Genomic DNA, 24,406 nt, shown 5'->3' with positions numbered 1-24,406 from the left:
CCACCCGTGAGGGTGACCGGCTCTCGTGCGATCAGGGAGCGGGACTCAGAAGTCCATGCCGCCCATGCCGCCGGTCGGATCGCCCGCGGGCGCTCCGGCCTTCTCCGGCTTGTCGGCGACGACGGCCTCGGTGGTGAGGAACAGAGCCGCGATCGACGCTGCGTTCTGCAGTGCCGAGCGGGTGACCTTGACCGGGTCGTTGATGCCGGCGGCGAGCAGGTCCTCGTACTCGTTGGTCGCGGCGTTGAGGCCGTGGCCGAGGGGGAGGTTGCGCACCTTCTCCGCGACGACGCCGGGCTCGAGGCCGGCGTTGAACGCGATCTGCTTCAGCGGTGCCTCGAGGGCGACGCGAACGATGTTCGCGCCGGTGGCCTCGTCGCCCGTGAGGTTGAGGTTCTCGAGTGCGGGAGCCGACTGCAGCAGCGCGACGCCACCACCGGCGACGATGCCCTCCTCGACAGCTGCCTTGGCGTTGCGCACGGCATCTTCGATGCGGTGCTTGCGCTCCTTGAGCTCGACCTCGGTGGCGGCACCGGCCTTGATGACTGCAACGCCACCGGCCAGCTTGGCCAGGCGCTCCTGCAGCTTCTCACGGTCGTAGTCCGAGTCGGAGTTCTCGATCTCGGAACGGATCTGCGAGACACGACCCGCGATGGCGTCGGCGTCGCCGGAGCCCTCGATGATGGTGGTCTCGTCCTTGGTCACGACGACCTTGCGAGCCTGGCCGAGCAGCTCGAGTCCGGCACCCTCGAGGGAGAGGCCGACCTCTTCGCTGATGACCTCGCCACCGGTGAGGATGGCGATGTCGGCGAGCTGCGCCTTGCGACGGTCACCGAAGCCCGGTGCCTTGACGGCGACGGACTTGAAGGTGCCACGGATCTTGTTCACGACGAGGGTGGAGAGCGCTTCGCCCTCGACGTCCTCGGCGATGATCAGGAGCGGCTTGCCGGACTGGATGACCTTCTCCAGCAGGGGCAGCAGGTCCTTGACGGTGGAGACCTTCGAGCTGACGAGCAGGATGTACGCGTCCTCGAGGACGGCTTCCTGACGCTCGGCGTCGGTGACGAAGTATCCCGAGATGTAGCCCTTGTCGAAGCGCATGCCCTCGGTGAGCTCGAGCTGCAGGCCGAAGGTGTTGGACTCCTCGACCGTGATGACGCCTTCCTTGCCGACCTTGTCCATGGCCTCGGCGATGAGCTCGCCGATGGACGCGTCGCCTGCGGAGATACCAGCGGTCGCAGCGATCTGCTCCTTGGTGTCGATCTCCTTGGCGGACTTCAGCAGGGACTCGGTGACAGCGGCGACGGCTGCCTCGATGCCGCGCTTGAGGCCGAGCGGGTTCGCGCCGGCTGCGACGTTGCGCAGGCCTTCGCGGACGAGTGCCTGAGCGAGAACGGTCGCGGTGGTGGTGCCGTCACCTGCGACGTCGTCGGTCTTCTTGGCGACCTCTTTGACCAGCTCTGCGCCGATCTTCTCGTACGGGTCCTCCAGCTCGATCTCCTTGGCGATGGACACACCATCGTTGGTGATCGTGGGGGCGCCCCACTTCTTCTCGAGTACGACGTTGCGACCCTTGGGGCCCAACGTCACCTTGACTGCGTCGGCGAGGCTGTTCAAGCCCCGTTCGAGGCCACGGCGTGCCTCTTCGTCGAACGCGATGATCTTGGCCATTGCGAAGTGATCCTCCGGATTGGGGGTGACACACGAAGCGACCGCGGGTGGGTCGCTCCCTTTCCACATCCGGCCGAGTCGGTGCCCGCGACGGACGACCAGGGGTGTCGATGATTCCCGATCTCACCTCTTCGACCTGGCACTCACAGTACGCGAGTGCCAACCAGATTTCTAGCAGTCGAGGTGGTCGAGTGCAAGGTCGTCGTCGAGCGGTCGCGATTCACACGGTGTTCACGTGCCGGAACGACGACCGACTCACGCGTGAGAAGAATGTGTGACGCGACCAGTTGTCGCGCGCCACAACAGAATCCACGCGAATCGGACATATACACCCGCCCACCCCTGCGGACGAAAGGACCACATCGTGTCCGATGCAGTCGACACTGGTTACGACAACTCGGCGATGGCACACGAGGAGGAGGGCTACGACAAGGGCCTGAAGCCTCGGCAACTGCAGATGATCGCCATCGGCGGCGCGATCGGCACCGGCCTGTTCCTCGGCGCGGGCGGCCGCCTCGAGTCCGCGGGCCCGGGCCTGTTCATCATCTACGCCGTCTGCGGCGTCTTCGTCTTCTTCATCCTCCGAGCGCTCGGCGAGCTGGTGCTCCACCGCCCGTCCTCCGGATCGTTCGTCTCCTACGCCCGCGAGTTCTACGGCGAGAAGGCCGCCTACGCGGCCGGGTGGATGTACTTCCTCAACTGGGCGATGACGGCGATCGTCGACGTCACGGCCGTCGCGACGTACATGCACTACTGGGGTGCCTTCAAGGGCATCCCGCAATGGACCATCGCCCTGATCGCACTGGCCATCGTGCTCGCCGTGAACCTGGTGTCGGTGAAGTGGTTCGGCGAGATGGAGTTCTGGGCGGCCATGATCAAGGTCGCGGCGCTGGTGACCTTCCTGGTCGTGGGCACCGTCTTCCTCGCCGGTCGGTTCGACGTCGACGGCCAGTCGACCGGCTTCGGCGTCATCTCGGGCAACGGCGGCCTCTTCCCCACCGGGGCGTGGCCGCTGGTCATCGTCACGTCGGGTGTCGTCTTCGCCTACGCGGCCGTCGAGCTGGTCGGGACCGCGGCCGGAGAGACCGAGAACCCGGCGAAGGTGATGCCGCGGGCCATCAACTCCGTCATCTTCCGCATCGCGGTGTTCTACGTGGGATCGCTGATCCTGCTGGCGCTGCTGTTGCCGTACACGACTTACCGGGCCGGGGAGAGCCCCTTCGTCACGTTCTTCTCCCGCATCGGCGTCGACGGCGCCGGCACGATCATGAACATCGTCGTGGTCACCGCGGCGCTGTCCAGCCTCAACGCCGGGCTGTACTCCACGGGCCGCATCCTGCGGTCGATGGCGATGAACGGCAGCGCGCCGTCGTTCACGGCGCGGATGAGCCGAAACGGTGTCCCCTACGGCGGCATCCTGCTCACCGGCGCCCTGACACTCCTCGGCGTGGCGCTCAACGCGTTCAAGCCCGGCGAGGCGTTCGAGATCGTGCTCAACATGTCGGCCCTCGGCATCATCGCCTCGTGGGCGACCATCGTGCTCTGCCAGCTGCAGCTCTACCGGTGGAGCCGCAAGGGCATCCTCGAACGGCCGTCGTTCCGGCTCTTCGGGGCGCCGTACACGAGCTACGCGACGCTCGCGTTCCTCGCCGCGGTGCTGGTTCTCATGGCGCTCGACGCGCCGATCGGGACGTGGACCGTCGCCACACTCGTCGTCATCGTGCCGATGCTCATCGGCGGCTGGTTCCTCGTCCGGGCCCGCGTCCTCAGCGTCGCCGAGGAGCGGATGGGCTACACGGGCAAGTACCCCGTCGTCGCGAACCGGCCGACGGATCCCGAGACGCCGAGCGACTAGCGACGTCGGTACCAGGGCCGACCGGGCACAGGTGGCGGGGAGGCCGGAGGCCGGCCGGGCTCAGGTGGCGGGGAGGCCGGAGGCCGGCCGGGCTCAGGTGGCGTGTGGTCCCTCAGGGCCCGCGCCACCGCCACGCTCAGGTCGTGGCACGACGCGAACCGGTCCGGCGGCTCCTTGGCCAGCGCGCGCTGCACGACGGCGTCGAGGCGGGTCGGCAGGTCGGCCCGACGCGAGCTGACGGACGGCGGGGTCCGCCTCAGCTGGGCGTCCATGACGGCGAACGGAGTGGCCAGCGGGAACGGCGGCCGTCCCGTGAGCAGTTCGACGAGGGTGGCACCGAGCGCGTAAATGTCGGTGCGGGCGGTGAGCGTGCCGCCCCGCAGCAGTTCGGGTGCCGCGTAGCCGATCGATGTCAGCACCGTCCCGTCGTCCGACACCAGCGGTGTCGGCGAGGTCGTCAGCCGCGCGATTCCCCAGTCGGACAGCAGAATCTGCTCCCGGGTGTCCGCATCGGCGACACTCGCGAGCAGGATGTTGGCCGGCTTGACGTCCCGGTGGACGATCCCGAGCCCGTGCGCGTGATCGAGGGCTCTCGCCACGCCGTCGACGATGCGGGCGGCTCGGTGGACGTCGAGTGGGATCTGTCCGCGCGCGACGAGGCGGGCGGCGCTGTACCCGTCGACGTGCGACATCGACATCCACGGCCGCCCGCGGAACTCGCCGTGATCGTGCGCCGCGACGATGTTCGGGTGCTGCAGCAGGGCCCCGATCCGCACCTCGGCCGCGAACGCGTCCCGCGGGGCGTCCGCACGCAGGATCTTCAGGGTCTCCGGCGGTGCCGATCCACGTCGGGCGAGATACACCTCGGCGGTGCCGCCGTGACCGAGCAGTCTCTCGACGCGGAACCCCGCGAACTCGGATCCCGGCCGCAGGACCACTACCGACCGATCTCCAGCACCGCCGGCAGGTCCGCGACGGAGTCGACGACGAACGCCGGTTGCATCGCGTACTGGTCGCGTGCGTGCCGGTCGAGGCGTTCCTGACGGAACTTGCCCGTGCGGACCAACATGCCGCGCATGCCGACGACCTGGGCGGCGAGCACGTCGTTGTCGAGATCGTCCCCGACCATCACCACCAGGTCCGGATCGACGCCCATGCGTTCCGCCGACGTCTGGAAACCGAGCGGCGCCGGCTTGCCGACGGCCGTCGCCGTGCGGCCGGACGCCGATTCCATGCCCGTCAAATACATGCCCGTGTCGATGCGCAGCCCCTCGGCCGTGGTCCACATGAGGCTGCGGTGCATCGCGACGACGGGCACGCCCTGACACATCCAGTCGTAGACCCGGCTGAGCGCCTCGTGAGTGAACTGCTCGCCGGCGCCGCCGAGCACCACCACGTCCGGATCGCTGTCGACCCACTCCACGCCGGGCAGATCGTCGGCGATCCGGCCGCTGTTGAGGAGGACGCACCGCGCACCGGGGTACCGCGTCCTCAGGTGGTCGGCGGTGAGAGTGGCCGCGGTGACGATCTCGTCGGCGTGCACCTCGATGCCCGCATCGGTGAGCGCCTCGGAGATCTGCTCCCGCGTCTTCGACGTGGTGTTGGTCAGGAACGCGCACGCCACGTCGTTGCTGCGCAGCGTGCTCACCGTCTCCGCGGCCCCGGGCACGGGACGCCAACTGGTCATGAGCACACCGTCGATGTCGAACAGCACCCCACCGATCGGACTCATGCGACGAGCCTAGTGCCGCTACGGGTTCGGGGCAGGATGGGCGGGTTCGACGTTCTCGGCCGCGCCCGCGGACCGGGCCAGGGCCACCGCCGAGACCACCACGAGAATCAGGGCGACGACCAGCACCACCGTGACCTCACGATCGGCGTCGAGGTACTCGCCCAGCACGACGAATCCCAGCAGCGACGCGACCATCGGTTCCATCACGGTCGTCGCGGGCAGCGAGGCCTGCAACGCACCCACCTGGAAGGCCGACTGCTGCAGCGAGATCGCGACCACGGCCACGGCCACGAGCGCGTACGGCTCGAACGAGGTCAGCAGCGGCTGCGGTCCGCGTCCGGCGAGGTGGACGACACTCTTCGTCAGCACGGCCGCGACGCCGAACAGCGCACCGCCGGCCAGTCCCAGCAGCAGGGCGCGCCGGGACCGGGAGCCGCTGCGCGCGCCGAGAACACAGGCGAGAACGAACGGGATTCCGACGCAGAGAACGACGACCCAGTGCCGCGTCTCGGCGCGTTCCACGCCGGGCCGCGGATCGCCCACGACGACGAGGACCGCGATGGCCGCCGTCAGCGCGGCAGCCCACAGCCAGTCCTTCGCCGACACGGTGCGGCCGGAGAACCGAGCACCCAGCGGCAGCGCGAACAGCAGGGACAACACGAGGAGCGGCTGCACCAGGAGAAGGGATCCGAGCCCCAACGCCGCCGCCTGCAGGCCGTAGCCGCCGATGCCGACGACCGTGCCGATCCACCACAGCGGCTCGCGGATCAGCGTGGTGATGGGTCCCAGCCGACCGACGGACTCGTCGGGAATCGACGCCGCCGACCGCTGGCGGACGACGGTACCGACAGCGATGCACACCGCCGCCCCGACGGCGCAGAGCACCGCCAGGACGGTGGCGTTCACGACGGTTACAGACCGGCGATGCAGGACCGCCCGGTGGAGAGGTCGAGAGCGAAGGAGTTGAGACCGGCGCAGTTCACGCCCGTGACCGTGCTGGCCGTCGCGCCGCCGCCGTACCCGGCGATGGCGACGGAGGTGGCTCCGTTCGTGGCGAAGGACTGCGAGATGCCGCCACCGAGGGAGTACGAGTACGAGGTACCCGCTCCCAGAACGGCACTCAGCGCGGTGCCGAAGCCGGTGGCGTTCGACGTCGAGCGCCCGCCGTCGGCGACGCTGACCGCGGTACCGCTCTCGGACGCCGACGACGTGGCGACGCCGGCGCCGGTGGCCTTGGCTCCGCAGCTGGCCGTGGCGCTCACCTGGATGTCGTTGGCCGCGGGCGGGGACACGCAGGTGACCGGAGCCGCGGACGCCACCCCGGTACCGAGGATCGCCCCTGCGGCGATGGTGGCGCCGACCGCGACGGCTGCGCCGAATCGCGTTGCACGAGAGGAACTTCGATCCGAGCGCGTGGCGTTGGAGAAGAAGGACGAGGTGGGGATGAACGACACGGACGGCTCCTGAGGCTGTGCGAGAGAATGCATCGTGCAATGCACCGCAGACCTTACCGCCCGCTCGTCCCTACCGGCGGGTAACTCCATAACGATTCGATGTTGGGTTCAGCGGACGTGGCGCTGCCAGTCCCAGGGGACCCGAGACGACGGTCCGGGCACCGTCTGGTCCATCGGATGATGCTGTGGCGCAGCGAGTTCGGGCCCGTCGAAGCCCTCCTCGGTGACGTAGTTCCAGAACCACGTCTCCCCGGGTTCGAACGACTGCACGACGGGATGACCGCTGGTCGCGGCATGGGCACTCGCGTGCTGCGACGGTGAGGAGTCACAGCATCCGACGTGGCCGCACTGAGCGCACCGACGCAGGTGCACCCACCACCCGTCGGTGGCGTCGCACTCCACGCAGCCCGTGCCGCTGGGCGGTACCGCGGTGTCGATTCCGTTCGTGCTCATCCGACTTCCTCCTCTGCGATCGGCATGGGCGCCCCGGCCGGGCCGTCGATCGGTATCCGTACCTGGAACCGGGTGTCTCCCGGCTCCGACAGCAACCGTAGGTCGCCGCCGTGCTTCTTCACCACGATCCGCCACGAGATGTCGAGGCCCAGACCGGTGCCCTCGCCCACGGGCTTGGTGGTGAAGAACGGTTCGAAGATGCGGGACCGGATCGCCTCGGGAACGCCCGGGCCGGTGTCCCCGATCTCGATGAGGGCCGTGTCGTTCTCCCGCGCGGTGCGCAGAGTGAGCGTTCCTCGGCCGTCCATGGCCTGTACGGCGTTGTCGATGAGGTTGGTCCACACCTGGTTGAGCTCCGCGGCGTACGCCGCGACGGGAGGCAGCGCCGGGTCGAAGTCCTTGACCACCGTGATGTCGTCGCCGATCTTGCGGCCGAGCATCACCAGGGTGCTCTTGAGGAGGACCCGCAGATCCACCTTCTGGAACGGCGCACGGTCCATCTGCGAGTACTGCTTCGCGGCGTTGACCAGCGTCGACACCCGTGTGGTGGAGTCGGAGATCTCGTTCATGAGCAGTTCGGTCTCGATGGTGTAGTTCAGCCAGCGGATCGTGCTCTCGAGAAGCTCCGCCCCCGTGTCCGCGGCGACGCGCTCGAGCCAGTCGGCCTCGATGCCGGCCTGCACGAAGGTCGGGGCGAGGTCCCACCCGTCGGAGATGCCGTGGTCCTCGAACCACTCCCCCAGCGCGTCCTCCCGGTCGGAGGCCTCCATGGGAGTGAGCTCCGGCGCCTTGCCCACCAGTTCGGCGGCCTCGTCCTGCAGGCGGATCAGACCCGTCAGGGAGTCGGTGTCGTAGACGCCCGACGCGATGACGCCGAGTTTGCGGCGCATGTGCGACACCCGGTCCCGCAGCGCCGCCGTCGCACGGACCGCCGCGGCGGCCGGGTTGTTCAGCTCGTGTGTCAGACCGGCCGACAGCGACCCCAGCGCCAGCAACCGCTCCCGCTGGTCGATGACCTGCTTGCTGCTCTGCTGACCGAAGAACAGTCCCTCGAGCATGTGGACCGCCATGGGGAACCACTCTCGAACCAGGTCTCCGAACCGCTCGGCGTCGAGCACGAAGAACCGGGACGGACGCGTCACGTCCATGCCCGACATGTACTTCTGCGGGGCGCGGTCCCCGAGGTACGCCTGCCACGCACCCGCGTAGACGCCCCGCGACGACGTGCGGTTCACCTCGATCTTCTCGCCGCCGGACATCTTGGTCAGCACCAGTTCCCCGTCGAGGAGCACGTAGAAGCACGTGGCGTCGTCGCCCTCCGCGAACACGGGACCGGCCTCGATCATCTCCACGTGCCCGTTGGCACACAGTTGCTCGAGCTGCTCGTCGTCGAGCGACTCGAAGAGGAACAGCGTCTTCAGTTCCTCGGTGCTGCAGTCGAGTTCGGTCATGATGATCCAGCTTCCGGGACGCGTGCGGTGGTCAGGGTTGGGCGAGATAGCGGTGGACGAGCATGACGGCCATCGCACCCTCACCGACGGCCGACGCGACGCGCTTGGCGGAGTCCGCGCGCACGTCGCCCGCCGCGAAGATGCCGGGCACGCTGGTCTCGAGATGGTGCGGTGCACGGTCGACCGACCAGCCCGGCGGGCGGGCCCCGTCGACCGTGAGGTCCTGACCCGAGACGACGAAGCCGTGGCGGTCGCGCACCACCACGCCGTCCAGCCACTCGGTCCGCGGCGCCGCCCCGATGAAGAGGAACAGGTAGCCCGTGTCGACGGTCTCCTCGTCGCCGGAGACCTTGTCGCGCAGGGTGATCTGTTCGAGGTGGCCGTCGCCGTGCGCGGCGGTCACCTCGGTGCAGGGGCGGACGGAGATGACAGGGTTCTTCTCGATCTGCTGCACGAGGTAGTACGACATGGAGGCTTCCAGCGACTCGGCGCGCACCACGATGGTCACCGACCGCGCCCACTTCGACAGGTACATCGCTGCCTGACCGGCGGAGTTCGCACCGCCCACGATGTACACGTCCTGATCGGTACAGCCGACCGCCTCGGTGACCGCGGAGCCGTAGAAGACGCCGCGACCGGCGAACTCGTCGACCCCCGGCGCCGGATGCCGGCGGTAGGAGACACCCGTGGCGAGGATGATCGAGTGCGCGGCGATCGCACTGCCGTCGGTCAGACGCACCACGCGCGCCGGCCCGTCGACCTCGACACCCGCGACCTCGCGGGTGGTGACGAGTTCGGCGCCGAACTTCTCGGCCTGCCGACGTGCACGCTCGGCCAGCTGTGCGCCGGACACCCCGTCCGGGAAACCGAGGTAGTTCTCGATGCGCGAGCTCTGGCCCGCCTGCCCACCCGTCGCGGTGCGCTCGACGAGGACCGTCCGGAGACCCTCGGACGCGCCGTAGACGGCCGCGCCCAGGCCGGCGGGCCCGCCGCCCACGACGACGAGGTCGTAGAAGTCCTCCGTCGGCGTGGTGCCCAGACCGAAGTACTCGGCCAACTCGGTGTCGGTGGGGTCGAGCAGACACGACCCGTCCGCGCACACCACCACCGGCAGCGTGCGATCGTCGTGACCCGCCGCCGCCAACAGACGCGCTCCCTCGGGCTCGTCCGCGAGGTACCACCGGTACGGCAGCCTGTTGCGGGCGAGGAACTCGCGCATCTCCGACGATCGAGACGCCCACCGACCCGCGATGATCTTGGTCTCCAGGATGGGCCGGATGTCGGCGGCGTGCCACGCGTCGAGCAGCGTGTCCACCACCGGGTACAGCTTCTCCTCCGGCGGATCCCACGGCTTGAGCAGGTAGTAGTCGAGGTCTACGACATTGATCGCCTCGATGGCGGCGTCGGTGTCCGCGTACGCCGTGAGGAGCACGCGGCGCGCGAACGGGAAGATGTCCATGGCCTGCTCGAGGAACTCGAGACCGCTCATCGACGGCATGCGGTAGTCCGCGAGCAATACCGCGACCTGGTCACCGCGCAACGCGATCTCTCGCAACGCCTCCAGGGCGGACTCGCCGGACTCCGCCCGGATGATGCGGTACTTCTCGCCGTACTTGCGCCGCAGATCGCGGGCGACGGCGCGGGACACCCCGGGATCGTCGTCCACTGTGAGGATGGCCGGCTTGCTCGCGCCGGCCGAACTTCGGGGAGCTGGGTCGCTCACGAACCCGCCTTTCCACTCGTCACGACGGCGACAGTATGTCAGCGTCGTCGGCGGGGCGCCTGACTTCGCTTGGCGGCCGGCCCCGGAGCAGCTGCCTTCTTCTTCTTCCTCGGCGGTGTCCCGCGTTCGGACTCGGTACGCGAACTGTGCGCGGCCCGTCCGCGCACCACCCCCAGGAACTCCTGCGGCAGGTCGAGTGTTCCCTCCTCGGGTGCGGCGACCGATGGGGGCCAGGCCAGGAAGATCCGGGTGGGGTCCGCGTCGGTGACGGGCCGGTAGAGCAGGTCCTTGCGACTGTGCAGTCGGGCCAACGAGTGCGGCACGAGCACCGGGCCGACACCTGCGGCCACCATCTCGAGCGTCGTCGGCAGCGTCGCCTCGGATCGGTCGGAGCCGTCCTGCAGCGACTCGCCCTCGAGATCACCGAGCGTGACGGCGTCGTAGGCCGCGGCCGGATGGTCCTTGGGCACCACCACGACGGCGACCTCGGAGTACAGCGGGACGCAGTGCAGCCCCTCCCGCTCGGCGGGCTCCCGCACGAAGCACATGTCGACCACACCCGTCCGCAGCGCGTCGAGCTGGTCCGACTCCTCGACGACGACCGTCTGCAGGTCGGTGCCGGGGTGGCGATCCGCCCAGATCCGGGTCCATTTCGTGACCGTCACTCCCGGAACGAAACCGACCCGCAGCGTCGGCCGCGCCGGCGCTGCCGCAGCCTCCTCGGCGCGGCGGCGATCGTCCTCCGCCACGATGTCGCGGGCCCGGTCGAGCAGAGCCCGTCCGGCCTCGGTGAGTTCGGTGGGCCCGTCGCCCGGAACGAACAGGGGTTCGCCGACCTCGTCCTGGAGTTCCTTGACCGCGGCACTCAGTCGGAGCCGGGAGATGTTCAGCGCCTTCGCCGCGCGCCCGAACGCGAGCGTCTCGGCGACCTCGATGTACCAGCGCAGGACGGTCGCATCGTTCACCGGGCCAGCGTAGTCCCCGCTGCGCTCGGCCGACTTCCCGCTGCGCTCGGCCGACTTCCCGCTGCGCTCGGCCGACTTCCCGCTGCGCTCGGCCGACTTCCCGCTGCGCTCGGCCGACTTCCCGCTGCGCTCGGCCGACTTCCCGCTGCGCTCGGCCGACTTCCCGCTGCGCTCGGCCGTGGTCGGCCGTGCGGGCGCTACGCTGGCGCGGTGAGCCAGGACCTGAACGCCCAGACGATGAAGCCTCTGACGGCTGCTGCCAAGCTCGGGATCTTCCTGCCGGCGGCGCCGGAGGAGTTCCGCTCCCAGCCCATCACGCGAGGCGACCTCGAGGCTCTGCGCCAGAACCCGCCGCAGTGGTTGAGCGATCTGTGGACGGCGGGGCCGTTCCCCCGCGACGTCGTGGCGCGCAAACTCGGCGTCACCAACACCGCACTGGCGCGCAACGACGTGTCCGACTCGATGACGCAGGCCGAGATCGACGCGCTGTCCGCCGAGGAACCGGACTGGCTGAAGGCCGAACGCGAGAACTACGCGGAGGTGCAGCGCGAGGCCGTCCGCGTGAAGGAGAAGGAAGAGGCGCGCCGGGCGCAGACCAACAGGCCCCCGAAGAACCGCTGACGGACGCGCGGCCCGGCGAGCCGGGTCAGCCGACGAAGCGCTGGGCGACCACGTCGACCTGCGGAGCCTGATGCGCCGAGCGGCGCCGCCCGACCTCGTCGATGCCGCCCATGAGCGCGGCGACCAGACCTGCGGGGTCGGTGTTCCACTGGCGCTCGATGGCCTCGATCTCACCCGGCAGGAACAGGCCGGTGAACCGCAGATCGGACACCCACTGCCCGATGTCGCCGCACGAGATGGTGGTCAGGACGTCCTGGTCCACGCCGATCTCGAACTCGTCGCAGAAGACCGCGCGGATCATCTCGGTGTGGCCGGTGTTGACCGCGTGTGAGCGGTGCGCCAGAAGGTCGTGCATGTGGTTCTCCCCGACACGAGGGGCGTCGACACGACGCCGAATCTGTGTGTAACGAAGCGGGATCGTGGAGCGATACACCATCTCGTCCGTGGGCCGAAGCGTACGCGCCGGACGAGGGTCCCGGGGCTCCTGTGACAACTTCGTGAGAAAACACAACTGGTGCTGGTCCCGTGCCGTGTGGCAGGTGCGGCGCATACTGACCGGCATGACCGCCGTCGCTGCTGTTCTGGCCGCTCTCGCCGCCGCGCTCCACGTGTACATCTTCGTTCTGGAGTCCTTGGTCTTCCGCACCAAGGGCCGTCACGTCTTCGGCGTGCGGGAGGACTCCCACGTCGACGTCGTCGAGCGGTGGGCCTTCAACCAGGGCTTCTACAACCTGTTCCTCGCGGTGGGTGCCGCGGTCGGCGCGGTGAACCTGGCGGCGGGGAATCACACCGTCGGCGCCGTCCTGGTGTTCGTGTCCGCGGGATCGATGGTCGGCGCCGGCAGTGTTCTGCTCGGCACCGACCGTCGGATGATGAAGGGCGCGCTCGTGCAGATCGTCCCGGCAGGACTGGCCGTCGTGGCCACCGCACTCGCGCTCTGAGCCGCGAGGGTCAGGCCGAGAGCAGTACCCGAACGCCGACGGCACCGTCGCCGACGACCGACGCGACCGCGCTGCGCACGTTCGTCAACTTCTCCGCCACGGTGCGCAGCGATGCGGACTCCTCGGCCCGCACCACCACGGTGATCACCGGGACACGGCGACCGTCGGACCGCTCGTGACGCAGACGCGCACGCGCGGACTTCACCCCGTCGACCTCGCGGGCGGTGTCGGCCGCCCTGTGAGCGACCGATCGCAGATCGACGGTCACGCGGCCGTCGGGATCGCCGGTGACCGGCAGCGACAGGGTGCGCCCCGCTGAGGACGGCAGCCTTCGTACCAGTGAGAACACCACGAGCAGCGCGATCAGCACTCCGGCGCCGAGGAGAGCCCACGGCCACCACTGCTGGTCCTGCGCGTCGGTCACCACCGACGCGTCGACCTCGGTGAGTTCGAACGGGAGTCGATCGCGCTGCCACAGTGCGGCGCCACCGCCGACGGCCACGAGCGCGAGTCCGATGATCAGGACACCGAGGCGGTCGAAGAACACCGTGGTCCGCTTCATTTCTCGCCTCCTGCGACAGTCGGGGTGGCCGTGGTCTCGGGTGCGGCCGCCACCGTGGGTTCCGGCTCGGTCACCTTCGCCAGGTCGGCCTTGTGCACCCACACGTCGTCCGCGATCCCGCTGGACCGGTACCGACGGGCGCGCCACTTGAGCGAGGCCAGGACGACCAGAACTCCGACGACCGCCACGGCGATGCCCGCGGGGAACATCCAGGACAGGGGTGTGAGTCCGTCGATCCAGTCGAGTGCGCTCGCCGTCCACTCTCGACCGCTGATGACGGAGAATCCGACCAGCGCGTCGCGGATCAGCACACCGGCCCCGGCGAGGAGCAGCAGCGACACCACGATCGCGATCGGGGTCGCGGCCGGAGCCGCGAGCGGCCGGGTGGTCGGCGCCGGAGTCGCGCCCGACGCCGGCGCGGCGGACGAGGACACGGAACCGAAGTCGCCGACGTGTACGTCGACGGAATCCGTGCGCAGGCCCGAGTCGGTCATGCCGCGCGCGATGTCGCGGCGGAGATCGTCGGCGACGGACGCCGCCGAGCGCGGCCACGCCACGGTCACGTCGACGGCGGCGCGTACGCGGTCGTCCTGCTTCGTCACCTTCACACGGGACGGTTTGCGGCCGAAGCTCCCGCCGGAGGTGACGACACCGTCGGTGCGACCGAGGGAGGCGTCGGCGATGGACTCGACCGCGCGATCGAGGACTGTGAGCGACCCACGCTGCGCGGGGTCGATCGTCCCGGGGTCGGGCCTGTCGGACAGGTCTTTCGAGACGGTGTCCGCTCCGTCCGCCGTGTCGCTCGGGGCGGTGTCAGCCACGGCCGCGACCTCGCAGGAGTGCCTCGGGGTCGAAGTTTCCGTCGCGGTACGCGCCGACGGCGAACCCGATCGCACCCAGGACGAGAGCGACGAGGAATCCGGTGAATCCGCCGGCTGCGGCAGCGACTGCCAGAAGGAGGCCGGCGAGAAGGCCGATGGTCGAGGAAGTCATGGTGCTCCGATCGTGGAGAGCGGTCAGTTCTCCCGGGAGGGAGAACGTGGGTCCGTGGGTCTGGGTGGCCGGTCGGCCGAGCTCGTGGGCAGGTCGACGTAGGTGCGCCGCGTGGGCAGCAGTCGACGGACCCGGGACAGGCGTCGAACGGCGAGCCGTCGTCGGGAGACGCCGACGACCACCTGCGTCGCGACGGTCCCACGGGAGAACTTCGCGTCGATGTCGCGCAACGCACGGATGAGCGACTCGGCGTCGCCCCCGGCGTCGGGATGGTGCGCTCTCGCCGCCGCACGCCGAGCCTCGCGATAGGCGGGGTCGGCGTGCGGCGGACGAGGCTGGGTCACGGGCGGAGAGTACCCCCGGGAGCCGAGGTCGACCCCGGCTCGGAGGACTCGGTCGGTTCCGGTCCGGAGGACCCTGTGTCGGCGCCGCCGTCCGACGGCGACGCCACGTCCTCGACCACGACGTGCACCGGGGCATCGACCACCGCACGGACGGCGCGGCGAACCGCGTCGGCCGTCTCGCGTACGACGGCGTCCGGGGTCACGGCGATGTGGATCTCGGTCCCGTCGTCCCGGATCGCGACCCCGGCGACGCGCCTGCCGGGAAGGTAGGTGCCGATCTCGCCGAACATCCCGCCGTGCAACGAGGCGACTCCGTCCACCGCGACGACCGCGTCCGCGACGAGATCGGCGCGATCGCTGCCCGACGGTGCCGCGGGGCTCATCGAACGCGTGCGGGTGCTGCGTCGTCGCGCTCGTCTTCTTCCTCGAACAGGAAGACGTCGTGCACGGTGATGTTGACCTCGGTGACCTGCAGGCCGGTCATCCGCTCGACCGCGTCGATCACGTTGCGACGGATGCCCGCCGCGAGATCCGCGATGGACACGCCGTAGTCGGCCAGGATGTCGATGTCGACGGCTGCCTGACTCTCGCCGACCTCCACGGACACGCCCTGCGAGTGGTTGACCCGGGCGCCGGGGATGCGCTCGCGCAGTGCACCGATGGCGCGGGTCGCGCCGCCGCCCACGTCGTGCACGCCCTGGACCTCACGGGTGGCGATGCCGGCGATCTTGGACACGACGACGTCCGCGATGGTGGTGCGGCCGTCGGACGCGACCAGTGCACCGGTGGAGTCGGTCTTCTTGTCCAGCGCACCGTTCGAGCCGGTGGCGGTGGCGGTGGTGGACGTGGTGGATCCCTGTGCTGTCGTCATCTACGTCATCCTTTCGGGTTCGTTGTGTCGGGAGTAGGTCGAGGCGGACCGAGGAAAACGTATGCGGATGTGATGTATGCCACACCACTGTCGTTTCACACCCGCTGGTTCGAATCTGCTCCGTGGACAGCGACGCGGCTCTCGTCGACGCTGCGGTCATCGGTGACCGCAACGCGTTCGAGGAGATCGTCCGCACGCACGGTCCCGCGATGTTCCGGTACGCCCGCAACATGTTGCGTGACGACGGCGTCGCGGAGGAGGTGGTCCAGGACGCGTTCGTCGCGGCCTGGAAGAGCCTCGGCAACTACCGGTCCGACTCGGCGCTGCGCACATGGCTGTTCGGTATCACCGCACACAAGGCCATCGACGCCACGCGGCGCCGCATCCCCCGTCCGCACGAGGAGTGGCTGTTCGACGACGCCGTCAGCGACGTGTCGGACGATCCGGAGGTACGGGCGACGGAATCGGGGTTCCTCGCCGAGCTGCGCGTGGCCCTCGGGGCACTGCCACAGCTGCAGCGCTCGTGCTGGTTGCTCCGCGAGGTCGAGGGAATGACTCATGTCGAGATCGGGGAGATCCTGTCCATGTCGCCGTCCGCGGTGCGCGGTCAGGTCACCCGCGCACGAACCACTCTGAGCGAGAGGATGGCGTCATGGCGTTAGACACGGCGGACGAGCCGGACGATCCCGTGCTCAGCCGCGCCGCACAGGAACTGCGCGACGAGGAGGTGCCGTCCTGGGTCGAGGCCAGCACGGCGATCCTCGCCGCACTCCGCGCGACGGCTCGGCGGACACGCGCGCTGGACGCCTCGCACCCGGGTTTCGTCGACGGCGACTCGCTGCGGGTGGGCGACCACCTGGTGCTCCTGTCCATCGCCCACGCCCTGTCGGAACTGCCCTGCGGGGTCAAGGGCATCGAGCTCGACGTCGACGGACGCCGGTGTACCGGGGTGTCCCTGGACATCGCCGTGACGTACGGCCAGGACATGGCCGCGCTGGCGGTGACACTGACCGGGAGGACGGCCGACGCGGTGAACACCACGCTCGGCACCGCTCTCACGGCGGAGGACGTCGCGGTGCACGTCGTGGACGTCCTACTACCCTGACGGCGTCACCACCCAGCCTGCCTGAACACACCGGGAGAACTCCATGGCCACACCCCTGTCCGTCAGCGTCGACATCGATGCACCGCCGAGCGCGGTCTGGTCCGTGGTGTCCGACCTGAAGCGCATGGGTGAGTGGAGCCCCCAGTGCGCGGTGATGAAGGTGTTCGGCCCGCTGCGCGTGGGCACCCGCACGCTCAACGTCAATCGGCGCGGACCCCTCGTGTGGCCCACGACGTCGCGGGTCGTGCACCTCGAGCCCGAGCGACTGCTCGCGTTCCGCATCACCGAGAACCACACGGTGTGGTCCTACTTCCTGGAACCGACCGAGACGGGCACACGCGTGACCGAGCGTCGCGAGGCACCCGGCGGCACCACCAAGGTCTCCGACACCGCGGTGCGACTGGTGCTGGGCGGCACACGCAACTTCGAGGCCGAACTCGAGCGGGGCATGGCGTCCACCCTGGCGAAGATCAAGGACGCGGCCGAGAGTTCTGCTCGTACCGTGAAGTGATGACCCCTCGCGCCCGCACTACCCGCGCCCTCGCCGGCCTCGCCCTGTCCGCTGCTCTGGCGACGACGGCGTGCTCGACCACGACCGAGTCCGACGCCTCCCCCGCGGCCGGCACCCCCGAATCGCCGACATCGCAGGCAACGACACCGGGACCGATGTCCGCGGACGCCGCGGACGCCGTCCCGAACGTCGTCGTCTCCTCACTGGCCACCGGGCTCGATCACCCGTGGGACGTGGTCCGGGCGCCGGACGGCACCGTGATCTTCGACGAGCGCCCCGGCCGCTTCACCGCGATCCGGCCCGGTGGTGAGCCGACACCGATCAGCGCCGATCTCGGCGATCTGTTCGTCGGATCGGAGACCGGTCTGATGGGCCTCGCACTGTCACCGACCTTCGAGACCGATCGGACCCTGTACTCCTGCCAGGGCATTCGAGGCGACGACCCCACCATCGGCGTGGTCGCATGGACCGTGGCCGACGACTACGCGAGCCTCACGCGTGAGCGCACCGTCGTCTCCGGGTTCCCGGTCACCTCCGGTCGCCACGGCGGATGCCGGGTGCTGGCGAACGCCGACGGCACCCTGTTCATCGGCACCGGCGACTCGGCTCAGGGCACCGTTCCGCAGGACCCGACGTCGCTCGGCGGCAAGGTCCTCCGGGTCGACGCCGCCACGGGCGCATCGGCCGCAGGCAATCCCGACCCCGCGAGCCCGGTCTTCACACTCGGCCACCGCAACGTCCAGGGACTGGCCGCCCGGCCCGGCACCGATCAGATCTTCTCCGTCGAACAGGGCACGTCGCGGGACGACGAGGTGAACCTCCTCGCGGCGGGCGGCAACTACGGGTACCGCCCGGACCGCGGCGGCGGCTACGACGAGTCCGTCGCGATGACCGATCCGGAGCGTGTACCCGGCGCCCGGAACGCGGTGTGGAGCTCGGGCCCGAGCACTATCGCCACCGCGTCGGCCACGTTCCTCGACGGTGACGCCTGGGGCGCGTGGAACGGCATGCTCGCCGTCGGCGTGCAGAAGGGCCAGGAGGTCCTGCTCCTCGATCTCTCCGACGACGGCACCACGGTGGACGCGCAGTCGACGATTCCCGCTCTCAGCGAGTACGGCCGCATCCGCACGGTGTCGGCACAACCGGACGGGACGCTGCTCGTGACGACCGACAACGGCGACACCGACCAGATCCTGCTGGTCACACCGCAGTAGTTCCGCCGTCACACAGTCGAGGCCGGATCGTGATGTGCCGACGGTCGGCTTAACGTTTGCTGAGTATCGGGGCCGGGTACAGAAGGTCAGTAGTCATGCCCGGTCCACGGGCAGCAAAGCTGATCTGAAAGAGGTTCCATCATGTTGGGTCTGGGCATCATCGGTTGGATCATCATCGGCGGACTCGCCGGATGGATCGGCAGCAAGATCATGAAGACGGATGCGCAGCAGGGCATCATCCTCAACATCGTCGTCGGCATCATCGGCGGCCTGCTGGGTGGATTCCTGCTCCGCGCGTTCGGCGTCGACGTCCAGGGCGGCGGCATCATCTTCAGCTTCGTCACGTGCCTCATCGGCGCGTGCATCCTGCTGTTCATCGTCAAGGCAGTCACGGGACGCGGTTCGCGCGTCTGACGCAGACCCCACCTCTCGGGGCCCCTCACGTAATCTGTGAGGGGCCCCGAGTCGTGTCCGCACTCCCCTCGGGCCGTGAGAGTCCGCCCGAATCGACGTAAGAGGAGCCCGTGGCCCGCAGACCTGTCCCCCCTGGTACGCCTGAACCGACCGGAGCAGGACACATCGTGGACCTGGTGCGGCGCAGTATTCCGCCGCTGCATCCCGCCGGTGCCCCGTTCGTCGCGGTGCCGTTGGCGCTCGCCGGACTCGGCCGCCGCCACCGGGTCGTCCGCACCGCCTCGCTGCTCACCGCGGGAGCCATGGCGGGCTTCTTCCGCCACCCTCCGCGCGTCCCGCCGAATCGGGCCGGGGTTGTCGTGGCCCCCGCCGACGGTGAGGTCGCACTCGTCGACCACGCGGTGCCGCCCGCCGAGTTGAACCTCGGCACCGCTCCGCTGCCGCGGGTCAGCATCTTCCTGTCCGTGCTCGACGTCCACGTCCAGCGCGTCCCGGTGTCCGGCACGGTCGAGGCCGTGGTGCACAAGGCCGGACAGTTCCTGTCGGCCGACCTCGCGGACGCCAGCGAGGTCAACGAACGCACCAGCATGCATCTGCGCACACCGTCGGGTCACGACCTGGCGGTCGTACAGATCGCCGGACTGCTCGCGCGACGCATCGTCAACACCACGTCCGTGGGCGACTCGCTCACCATCGGCGACACCTACGGACTGATCCGCTTCGGTTCGCGCGTCGACACCTACTTCCCGGAGGGGTCGCGGACGGCGGTGATCGTCGGGCAGCGCGCCATCGGAGCCGAGACGGTTCTGGCCGAGCTTCCGTGAGCGCGGCACGCGAGCAGGCCGACGAGTCCACCGGCCGCCAGGGCGCGGTCCGCCTGTTGCCCAGCGCCGTCACGGTGCTGGCGATGTGCGCAGGACTGTCCGCCGTGAAGTTCGCGCTCGACGGTCGACTCGGGTTGTCGCTGGCCATGATCGGCGCAGCCGCCGTCTTCGACGCCCTCGACGGTCGCATCGCACGCATGCTCGACGCGACCAGCCGGATGGGAGCCGAGCTCGACTCGCTCGCCGACGCCATCTCCTTCGGCGTCGCGCCGGCCCTGGTGCTGTACGTGACGCTCCTCGAGGGCAGCAGCGGCGGGTGGGTCATCGCCCTCATCTACGCGGTGAGCATCGTGCTGCGCCTCGCCCGGTTCAACACACTTCTCGACGACGACTCCCGGCCCGCGTTCGCCGGCGAGTACTTCGTGGGTGTCCCCGCTCCGGCGGGGGCCCTGGTCACACTCCTCCCGCTCGCTGCGGAGGAGCAGTGGGGCAACGGCTGGTGGTCCTCGTACTACGTCGTCGCCACCTGGGTGGTGCTGTCGGCCCTACTCATCGTCAGCCGTATCCCGACGATGGCGTTCAAGACCGTCTCGGTTCCGCCGAGAATGGCGACGTTGCTGCTGATCCTCGTCGGCCTGGCGGGCGCGGCACTGATCACGTTCCCGTTCGTGCTGCTCATGGTCCTGATCGTGTTGTATCTGCTCCACATCCCGTTCGCGGTGCGGTCGCAGCGATGGGTGGCCGCGCGGCCCGAGACGTGGGAGGCCAAGCCCGCCGAGCGACGGGCCGTACGACGAGCGATGCGCAAGGACCGCCCGGCACGCACCGGTATCGCCCGGCGGCGTCGTCCCGCCCGCGCCACGGCGAGTTCGGCTCGGCTCCGACTCCGGTCACCGAGCGCCCGAGCAGCCGACGTCCCGCCCCGCGACGAGATCTAGCGGGCCACTCCCGCACGAGCGAGGACCGCGTCGATCAACCGGGAGCAGGCCTCGATGGAGGCCTGCTCCCGGCGCGCGACCTCCGCGCGGATCGCGGGGACGTCCACACTCGCCTCCACCTCCGCCCGCACTCCCCGTGCGTCCCACCCCTCGATCCACGACTCGAACACATCGACCGTGATCTCCGGGTGGAACTGCAGACCGATGTGCGGTCCCGAGACGAAGGCCTGCAGTGCGGCCGCCGTGGTCGCGAGCGGCTCGGCGCCCGGCGGGAGCGTGAACGTGTCGTCGTGGAACTGCATCCACGGACCCTGGGGGATCAGCTCGTCGGACTCCGTCCGCACGGTCACGAATCCGTGCTCCGACTCGGCCGCACGCGTGACGGTCCCGCCGAGCACCCGCGCGAGCAGCTGACCACCGAAGCACACACCGAGAACCGGAACGCGCTGCGCGACAGCGTCACCGAGCCAGGTGATCTCCTCCGCCAGCCACGGGAGCGCATCGTCGTAGGCGGCGTCGGGTGAGCCCATCAGCACGATCAGGTCGAACGACGAGGCCGTGGGCCGGTCCGCGTCGCGGCTGTCACCCTCGAACGAGAAGGTCGTCGTCTCGAACCCACGATCGCGGAGAGCCGGGCCGATCGAGCCGACGTTCCGGACGCCGAGGGCGTGATCACGTTCGTGGAAGACGAGGGCGGCACGGGTCATGCGCGCAGCATAAACGGGCCAGGCTGCACACGCTGGAGCGAGAGCCCGGGCCGGTCGGCTCGATAGGCTCGGGGAGTGAGCACCCCCGATCTCGCCCTGACCGTTCGCCTCACCACCTCCGCCGCCGATGCCCGCCGCGGGGTGGTCCGTGTGCACGCGGAGGTGCTCACCGCGCTCGGACTGCGCGAGTGGGACGCCGTCGAGTTGATCGGCGCGAGGCGTACCGCCACCGTGGTGGCACAGGCACCGGCCGGAACGCCCACGGGGACCGTGCTGCTCGACGACGTGACGATGTCGAACGCGGGACTGACGGAGAACGCGTCGGTCGTCGTCGCTCCCGTCTCGGTGCAGGCGGCACGCACCGTCCTGGTGCACGGATCCGCGACGACCACCGCGCTCGACGACGCGACGCTGCGCCGAGCATTGCTGGGAAAGGTGGTCGTCGCGGGCGACGCCGTGTCGCTCCTGCCCCGCGACCTGGGGCCGGGCACCTCCACCGCGTCGGTCTCGCAGACGCTCTCGCGCACGGTCGGTGTCGCGTGGACCACCGAACTGCTCACCGTCACGTCGACCGACCCGGCCGGCATCGTCAGCATCCAGCCCACGACGGCCGTGACGCGCGGCGCCGCTGCCCGCGGACAGTCGAACGACCGCGCGACACCCCAACCTGTCGAGGCTCCGCCCCAGCCCGTGATTCCGGTGGACGACCTGGTCGGCGTACGCGACCAGGCGGCGAAACTGACGGAGTGGCTCGAACTCTCGCTCGATCGCCCCGAGCTGCTCCGCACTCTCGGCGCGTCGGCCCAGCTCGGCGTCCTGGTCACCGGGCCGGGCGGCGTGGGCAAGTCCACCTTCGTCCGCGCCGTCGCCGCCGGTCGCAGGCTGGTGGAGATCGACGGTCCGTCGGTCGGGTCGCTCGCCCCCGAGGACCGGTTGGCCGCGGTGGTCGCCGCGGCCGATCGACTGACCGACTGCCCCACCGGTGCAGTGCTTCTCGTCGGTAACGTGGATGCGCTGCTCCCCCTGTCCGCCGACGGACGGGGCTCTGCGGCGGATCCGGTGTCGACTCTCGTCCTCGATCGCCTGCGACAGGTGGTGCAGACACCGGGGACCGTCCTGATCTGCACGACGTCACGGCCGGACGCCGCTGATCCGCGTCTGCGCGGACCTGATCTGTGCGATCGCGAGCTCGCACTCCCGCTTCCGGGGTCGGTCGAGCGCGCCGCGTTGCTCGAAGCGCTGCTACGTGATGTTCCGACCCGGAAGATCATCCCAGCCGAGATCGCCCTGCGCACACCCGGATTCGTCGTCGCGGACCTCGCAGCCCTGTGCCGGGAGGCAGCCGTCCGGGCCGCGGTGCGTGCCCACCGGGACTCGGCCGAGCCCGTTCTCACACAGGACGATCTGGTCGGGGCCTTGTCGGTCATCCGGCCACTCTCCCGGTCGGGCACCGAGGAACTCGCGGTCGGCAGCCTGACCCTCGACGACGTCGGCGACATGGTGGAGACGAAGCGGGCGCTGACCGAAGCGGTGTTGTGGCCGCTACGCCATCCCGACTCCTTCGCGCGGCTCGGTGTCGAGCCGCCGCGGGGCGTGTTGCTCTACGGCCCGCCGGGGTGCGGCAAGACGTTCGTCGTCCGGGCACTCGCCAGCTCGGGGCAACTCAGCGTGCACGCCGTCAAAGGCGCGGAGTTGATGGACAAGTGGGTCGGCTCGTCGGAGAAGGCCGTCCGCGAACTGTTCCGGCGAGCACGAGACTCGGCACCGTCGCTCATCTTTCTCGACGAGGTCGACGCCCTGGCACCGCGCCGCGGGCAGAGCAGCGATTCCGGCGTCGGAGATCGCGTGGTGGCCGCGTTGCTCACGGAGATGGACGGTGTCGAGCCGCTGCAGGACGTCGTGATCCTCGGCGCGACCAACAGGCCCGAGCTCATCGACCCGGCACTGCTGAGGCCCGGACGACTGGAGAAGTTGGTGTTCGTACCGCCGCCCGACGCCGAGGCGCGTCGCGCGATCCTCGCGACGGCCGGAGCCTCGGTGCCGCTGGCGGACGACGTCGATCTCGACTCCCTGGCCGAGGATCTCGACGGGTACTCCGCAGCGGACTGTGCGGCACTGCTGCGCGAGGCGGCTCTCGCCGCGATGCGCCGCGACGTCGACACCGCCGTCGTGACAGCGGACAACGTCGCGACCGCGCGCGACGCCGTCCGGCCGTCACTCGATCCGGTGCAGGTGGCCGCTCTCGAGGCCTACAGCACGAGGGACTAGGTCACGCCCAGTCGGCGAGCACCTCGTTCGCGCGCTCGGCGAGCACCATCTGGAAGATGGGGCCGAAGCTGACACGACCGACACCCAGCTGCGCGAGGGCGGACTTCGAGTTCTTCACCGGGTGGCCGATGGCGTTGACCGGCAACGGGAGCTCCGCGGTGAGTCGCTTCTGATCGTCGTCGCTGTGGAAGCCGACCGGGTAGAGCACGTCGGCACCGGCAGCGGCCGCCAGCTTCAGGCGGGCGATGGCGCGATCCACGCGATCGTTCTCGTCACCGATCTGCTTGACGAAGAGGTCGGTACGGGCATTGATCACCACGTGGACGTCGGTGGCATCCGAGGCTGCGCGCAGTGCACCGACGAAGTCGGCGTGCTCCTGCGCCTCACGCAGACGGCCGCCCTCGCTGTGCACGGTGTCCTCGATGTTCAGGCCCACCGCACCCGCGTCGATCAGTCCCTCGATGAGACGCTTCGGGTCCTCGCCGTAGCCCGACTCGATGTCGACGGAGATCGGCACGTCGACGGCGGCAGTGATCTGGCGGATGCGAGTGAGCAACTCGTCGAAGGTGATGCCCTCGTTGTCCGGCTTGCCGATCGAGTCGGACACCGGGTGCGAGCCGACGGTCAGGGCAGTGAAACCCGCGCTCACCGCGAGGTTCGCCGACCAGGCGTCCCAGACGGTCGGAAGGATCACCGGGTTTCCGAGGACGTGCAGTTCGAGGAGGGTCGTGGCCTTCGTTGCGAGTGTCATGCTCGGGGCAACCGAGGGGGGCCGCTGTCGATTCCCGA

The 24,406-nt window shown here is 69.6% G+C and carries 29 protein-coding genes; 11 read left to right on the top strand and 18 right to left on the bottom strand.

Annotated elements, in window-relative coordinates; translation table 11 throughout:
* Positions 1-45: 45 nt before the first annotated feature.
* Positions 46-1,671, bottom strand: coding sequence for a chaperonin GroEL (groL, locus tag OHB23_RS06550; protein WP_027506274.1), 1,626 nt, complete (start codon positions 1,669-1,671; stop codon positions 46-48).
* Between the two features lie 403 nt (positions 1,672-2,074).
* On the opposite strand from groL, the gene OHB23_RS06545 reads away from it, so the two are divergent.
* Positions 2,075-3,526, top strand: a complete 1,452-nt coding sequence (locus tag OHB23_RS06545) for an amino acid permease (RefSeq protein WP_197027817.1) — start codon at positions 2,075-2,077, stop codon at positions 3,524-3,526.
* Here OHB23_RS06545 and OHB23_RS06540 read toward each other — a convergent pair.
* The 8 genes from OHB23_RS06540 to OHB23_RS06505 form a co-directional block, all read right to left on the bottom strand.
* Positions 3,523-4,464 carry a serine/threonine-protein kinase gene (locus OHB23_RS06540; protein ID WP_328811148.1) on the bottom strand — a complete coding sequence of 314 codons (942 nt, stop codon included), beginning with the start codon at positions 4,462-4,464 and terminating at the stop codon, positions 3,523-3,525. The two genes, OHB23_RS06545 and OHB23_RS06540, sit on opposite strands and share 4 nt — an antisense overlap.
* On the bottom strand, positions 4,464-5,258 hold the full coding sequence (locus tag OHB23_RS06535; RefSeq protein ID WP_222632042.1) for an HAD-IIA family hydrolase: 795 nt from the start codon (positions 5,256-5,258) through the stop codon (positions 4,464-4,466). Before OHB23_RS06535 ends, OHB23_RS06540 begins: the two co-directional genes overlap by 1 nt.
* Positions 5,259-5,276: 18 nt before the next feature.
* A complete protein-coding gene (locus OHB23_RS06530; protein ID WP_328811147.1) occupies positions 5,277-6,164 on the bottom strand; it encodes a DMT family transporter in 888 nt (295 codons plus the stop codon).
* A gap of 5 nt (positions 6,165-6,169) precedes the next feature.
* Complete coding sequence (locus tag OHB23_RS06525) at positions 6,170-6,745, bottom strand: DUF6764 family protein (RefSeq protein ID WP_442973022.1); 576 nt, start codon at positions 6,743-6,745, stop codon at positions 6,170-6,172.
* 75 nt (positions 6,746-6,820) lie between these two features.
* Positions 6,821-7,165, bottom strand: a complete 345-nt coding sequence (locus OHB23_RS06520) for a UBP-type zinc finger domain-containing protein (protein WP_056441460.1) — start codon at positions 7,163-7,165, stop codon at positions 6,821-6,823.
* Positions 7,162-8,616: an ATP-binding protein gene (locus tag OHB23_RS06515; RefSeq protein ID WP_056441456.1), complete on the bottom strand. Its 1,455-nt coding sequence runs from the start codon at positions 8,614-8,616 to the stop codon at positions 7,162-7,164. The genes OHB23_RS06520 and OHB23_RS06515 overlap by 4 nt, the downstream gene beginning before the upstream one ends.
* A gap of 31 nt (positions 8,617-8,647) precedes the next feature.
* Positions 8,648-10,339, bottom strand: a complete 1,692-nt coding sequence (locus OHB23_RS06510; RefSeq protein WP_328811145.1) for an FAD-dependent oxidoreductase — start codon at positions 10,337-10,339, stop codon at positions 8,648-8,650.
* A 38-nt stretch (positions 10,340-10,377) separates the two neighbouring features.
* Positions 10,378-11,304: a LysR family transcriptional regulator gene (locus OHB23_RS06505; RefSeq protein ID WP_328811144.1), complete on the bottom strand. Its 927-nt coding sequence runs from the start codon at positions 11,302-11,304 to the stop codon at positions 10,378-10,380.
* A gap of 210 nt (positions 11,305-11,514) precedes the next feature.
* Between OHB23_RS06505 and OHB23_RS06500 the strand changes: the two genes are divergently transcribed.
* Positions 11,515-11,925, top strand: a complete 411-nt coding sequence (locus tag OHB23_RS06500) for a DUF5997 family protein (RefSeq protein ID WP_056441446.1) — start codon at positions 11,515-11,517, stop codon at positions 11,923-11,925.
* Between the two features lie 25 nt (positions 11,926-11,950).
* Here the strand turns inward: OHB23_RS06500 and OHB23_RS06495 are convergent, their stop codons facing one another.
* Complete coding sequence (locus OHB23_RS06495; protein ID WP_155957051.1) at positions 11,951-12,280, bottom strand: hypothetical protein; 330 nt, start codon at positions 12,278-12,280, stop codon at positions 11,951-11,953.
* A gap of 205 nt (positions 12,281-12,485) precedes the next feature.
* Here OHB23_RS06495 and OHB23_RS06490 point away from each other — a divergent pair, with 205 nt between their 5' ends.
* Positions 12,486-12,866, top strand: a complete 381-nt coding sequence (locus tag OHB23_RS06490; RefSeq protein ID WP_027506264.1) for a DUF1304 domain-containing protein — start codon at positions 12,486-12,488, stop codon at positions 12,864-12,866.
* A gap of 10 nt (positions 12,867-12,876) precedes the next feature.
* Here OHB23_RS06490 and OHB23_RS06485 read toward each other — a convergent pair whose 3' ends face one another.
* The 6 genes from OHB23_RS06485 to OHB23_RS06460 are packed head-to-tail and all read right to left on the bottom strand — an operon-like array spanning position 12,877 to position 15,636.
* A complete protein-coding gene (locus tag OHB23_RS06485) occupies positions 12,877-13,428 on the bottom strand; it encodes a hypothetical protein (RefSeq protein WP_328811143.1) in 552 nt (183 codons plus the stop codon).
* Positions 13,425-14,249, bottom strand: a complete 825-nt coding sequence (locus tag OHB23_RS06480) for an Asp23/Gls24 family envelope stress response protein (protein ID WP_222632056.1) — start codon at positions 14,247-14,249, stop codon at positions 13,425-13,427. The genes OHB23_RS06485 and OHB23_RS06480 overlap by 4 nt, the downstream gene beginning before the upstream one ends.
* Positions 14,242-14,421 (bottom strand): DUF2273 domain-containing protein, encoded by a 180-nt coding sequence (locus tag OHB23_RS06475; RefSeq protein WP_027506261.1) that lies wholly within the window; start codon positions 14,419-14,421, stop codon positions 14,242-14,244. The genes OHB23_RS06480 and OHB23_RS06475 overlap by 8 nt, the downstream gene beginning before the upstream one ends.
* A 23-nt stretch (positions 14,422-14,444) precedes the next feature.
* Positions 14,445-14,765, bottom strand: a complete 321-nt coding sequence (locus tag OHB23_RS06470; RefSeq protein WP_037186113.1) for a hypothetical protein — start codon at positions 14,763-14,765, stop codon at positions 14,445-14,447.
* Positions 14,762-15,148 (bottom strand): hypothetical protein, encoded by a 387-nt coding sequence (locus OHB23_RS06465; RefSeq protein ID WP_231476392.1) that lies wholly within the window; start codon positions 15,146-15,148, stop codon positions 14,762-14,764. Before OHB23_RS06465 ends, OHB23_RS06470 begins: the two co-directional genes overlap by 4 nt.
* Positions 15,145-15,636, bottom strand: a complete 492-nt coding sequence (locus OHB23_RS06460; protein ID WP_328811142.1) for an Asp23/Gls24 family envelope stress response protein — start codon at positions 15,634-15,636, stop codon at positions 15,145-15,147. The genes OHB23_RS06465 and OHB23_RS06460 overlap by 4 nt, the downstream gene beginning before the upstream one ends.
* A gap of 122 nt (positions 15,637-15,758) precedes the next feature.
* Between OHB23_RS06460 and OHB23_RS06455 the strand changes: the two genes are divergently transcribed.
* The 7 genes from OHB23_RS06455 (at position 15,759) to OHB23_RS06425 (ending at position 20,642) form a co-directional block, all read left to right on the top strand.
* The gene (locus OHB23_RS06455; protein WP_328811141.1) at positions 15,759-16,298 is read left to right on the top strand and encodes an RNA polymerase sigma factor; all 540 of its coding nucleotides are present in this window, start codon (positions 15,759-15,761) and stop codon (positions 16,296-16,298) included.
* A complete protein-coding gene (locus OHB23_RS06450; protein ID WP_222646293.1) occupies positions 16,289-16,741 on the top strand; it encodes a hypothetical protein in 453 nt (150 codons plus the stop codon). Before OHB23_RS06455 ends, OHB23_RS06450 begins: the two co-directional genes overlap by 10 nt.
* Positions 16,742-16,784: 43 nt before the next feature.
* On the top strand, positions 16,785-17,252 hold the full coding sequence (locus OHB23_RS06445; RefSeq protein ID WP_328811140.1) for an SRPBCC family protein: 468 nt from the start codon (positions 16,785-16,787) through the stop codon (positions 17,250-17,252).
* Positions 17,252-18,466 (top strand): PQQ-dependent sugar dehydrogenase, encoded by a 1,215-nt coding sequence (locus OHB23_RS06440; RefSeq protein ID WP_328811139.1) that lies wholly within the window; start codon positions 17,252-17,254, stop codon positions 18,464-18,466. The genes OHB23_RS06445 and OHB23_RS06440 overlap by 1 nt, the downstream gene beginning before the upstream one ends.
* A 141-nt stretch (positions 18,467-18,607) precedes the next feature.
* A complete protein-coding gene (locus OHB23_RS06435; protein WP_027506256.1) occupies positions 18,608-18,880 on the top strand; it encodes a GlsB/YeaQ/YmgE family stress response membrane protein in 273 nt (90 codons plus the stop codon).
* A 110-nt stretch (positions 18,881-18,990) separates the two neighbouring features.
* Positions 18,991-19,704 carry a phosphatidylserine decarboxylase gene (locus OHB23_RS06430; RefSeq protein ID WP_056441430.1) on the top strand — a complete coding sequence of 238 codons (714 nt, stop codon included), beginning with the start codon at positions 18,991-18,993 and terminating at the stop codon, positions 19,702-19,704.
* A gap of 83 nt (positions 19,705-19,787) precedes the next feature.
* Complete coding sequence (locus OHB23_RS06425; protein WP_231476405.1) at positions 19,788-20,642, top strand: CDP-alcohol phosphatidyltransferase family protein; 855 nt, start codon at positions 19,788-19,790, stop codon at positions 20,640-20,642.
* Here the strand turns inward: OHB23_RS06425 and OHB23_RS06420 are convergent.
* A complete protein-coding gene (locus OHB23_RS06420; RefSeq protein ID WP_328811138.1) occupies positions 20,639-21,349 on the bottom strand; it encodes a type 1 glutamine amidotransferase in 711 nt (236 codons plus the stop codon). The two genes, OHB23_RS06425 and OHB23_RS06420, sit on opposite strands and share 4 nt — an antisense overlap.
* A gap of 75 nt (positions 21,350-21,424) precedes the next feature.
* Here OHB23_RS06420 and OHB23_RS06415 point away from each other — a divergent pair, with 75 nt between their 5' ends.
* A complete protein-coding gene (locus OHB23_RS06415) occupies positions 21,425-23,617 on the top strand; it encodes an AAA family ATPase (protein ID WP_328811137.1) in 2,193 nt (730 codons plus the stop codon).
* 1 nt (position 23,618) lies between these two features.
* Here OHB23_RS06415 and OHB23_RS06410 read toward each other — a convergent pair whose 3' ends face one another.
* A complete protein-coding gene (locus tag OHB23_RS06410) occupies positions 23,619-24,368 on the bottom strand; it encodes an isocitrate lyase/PEP mutase family protein (RefSeq protein WP_328811136.1) in 750 nt (249 codons plus the stop codon).
* Positions 24,369-24,406: the final 38 nt, after the last annotated feature.

This window comes from Rhodococcus sp. NBC_00294, from assembly GCF_036163995.1.
Lineage (GTDB): Bacteria > Actinomycetota > Actinomycetes > Mycobacteriales > Mycobacteriaceae > Rhodococcoides.
The sequence above is the reverse complement of the archived record's forward strand: the minus strand, read 5'-3'. Positions and strand labels throughout refer to the sequence as shown.

Excerpts from the sequence above, each read along its gene's own strand:
- OHB23_RS06440 (WP_328811139.1), top strand. The coding sequence starts at position 17,252 with ATGACCCCTCGCGCCCGCACTACCCGCGCCCTCGCCGGCCTCGCCCTG.
- OHB23_RS06485 (WP_328811143.1), bottom strand. The coding sequence starts at position 13,428 with ATGAAGCGGACCACGGTGTTCTTCGACCGCCTCGGTGTCCTGATCATC.
- OHB23_RS06410 (WP_328811136.1), bottom strand. The coding sequence starts at position 24,368 with ATGACACTCGCAACGAAGGCCACGACCCTCCTCGAACTGCACGTCCTC.
- OHB23_RS06465 (WP_231476392.1), bottom strand. The coding sequence starts at position 15,148 with ATGAGCCCCGCGGCACCGTCGGGCAGCGATCGCGCCGATCTCGTCGCG.
- OHB23_RS06445 (WP_328811140.1), top strand. The coding sequence starts at position 16,785 with ATGGCCACACCCCTGTCCGTCAGCGTCGACATCGATGCACCGCCGAGC.
- groL (WP_027506274.1), bottom strand. The coding sequence starts at position 1,671 with ATGGCCAAGATCATCGCGTTCGACGAAGAGGCACGCCGTGGCCTCGAA.
- OHB23_RS06490 (WP_027506264.1), top strand. The coding sequence starts at position 12,486 with ATGACCGCCGTCGCTGCTGTTCTGGCCGCTCTCGCCGCCGCGCTCCAC.
- OHB23_RS06450 (WP_222646293.1), top strand. The coding sequence starts at position 16,289 with ATGGCGTTAGACACGGCGGACGAGCCGGACGATCCCGTGCTCAGCCGC.
- OHB23_RS06545 (WP_197027817.1), top strand. The coding sequence starts at position 2,075 with ATGGCACACGAGGAGGAGGGCTACGACAAGGGCCTGAAGCCTCGGCAA.
- OHB23_RS06475 (WP_027506261.1), bottom strand. The coding sequence starts at position 14,421 with ATGACTTCCTCGACCATCGGCCTTCTCGCCGGCCTCCTTCTGGCAGTC.
- OHB23_RS06420 (WP_328811138.1), bottom strand. The coding sequence starts at position 21,349 with ATGACCCGTGCCGCCCTCGTCTTCCACGAACGTGATCACGCCCTCGGC.
- OHB23_RS06525 (WP_442973022.1), bottom strand. The coding sequence starts at position 6,745 with ATGCATTCTCTCGCACAGCCTCAGGAGCCGTCCGTGTCGTTCATCCCC.
- OHB23_RS06520 (WP_056441460.1), bottom strand. The coding sequence starts at position 7,165 with ATGAGCACGAACGGAATCGACACCGCGGTACCGCCCAGCGGCACGGGC.
- OHB23_RS06460 (WP_328811142.1), bottom strand. The coding sequence starts at position 15,636 with ATGACGACAGCACAGGGATCCACCACGTCCACCACCGCCACCGCCACC.
- OHB23_RS06435 (WP_027506256.1), top strand. The coding sequence starts at position 18,608 with ATGTTGGGTCTGGGCATCATCGGTTGGATCATCATCGGCGGACTCGCC.
- OHB23_RS06425 (WP_231476405.1), top strand. The coding sequence starts at position 19,788 with ATGTGCGCAGGACTGTCCGCCGTGAAGTTCGCGCTCGACGGTCGACTC.
- OHB23_RS06495 (WP_155957051.1), bottom strand. The coding sequence starts at position 12,280 with ATGCACGACCTTCTGGCGCACCGCTCACACGCGGTCAACACCGGCCAC.
- OHB23_RS06535 (WP_222632042.1), bottom strand. The coding sequence starts at position 5,258 with ATGAGTCCGATCGGTGGGGTGCTGTTCGACATCGACGGTGTGCTCATG.
- OHB23_RS06515 (WP_056441456.1), bottom strand. The coding sequence starts at position 8,616 with ATGACCGAACTCGACTGCAGCACCGAGGAACTGAAGACGCTGTTCCTC.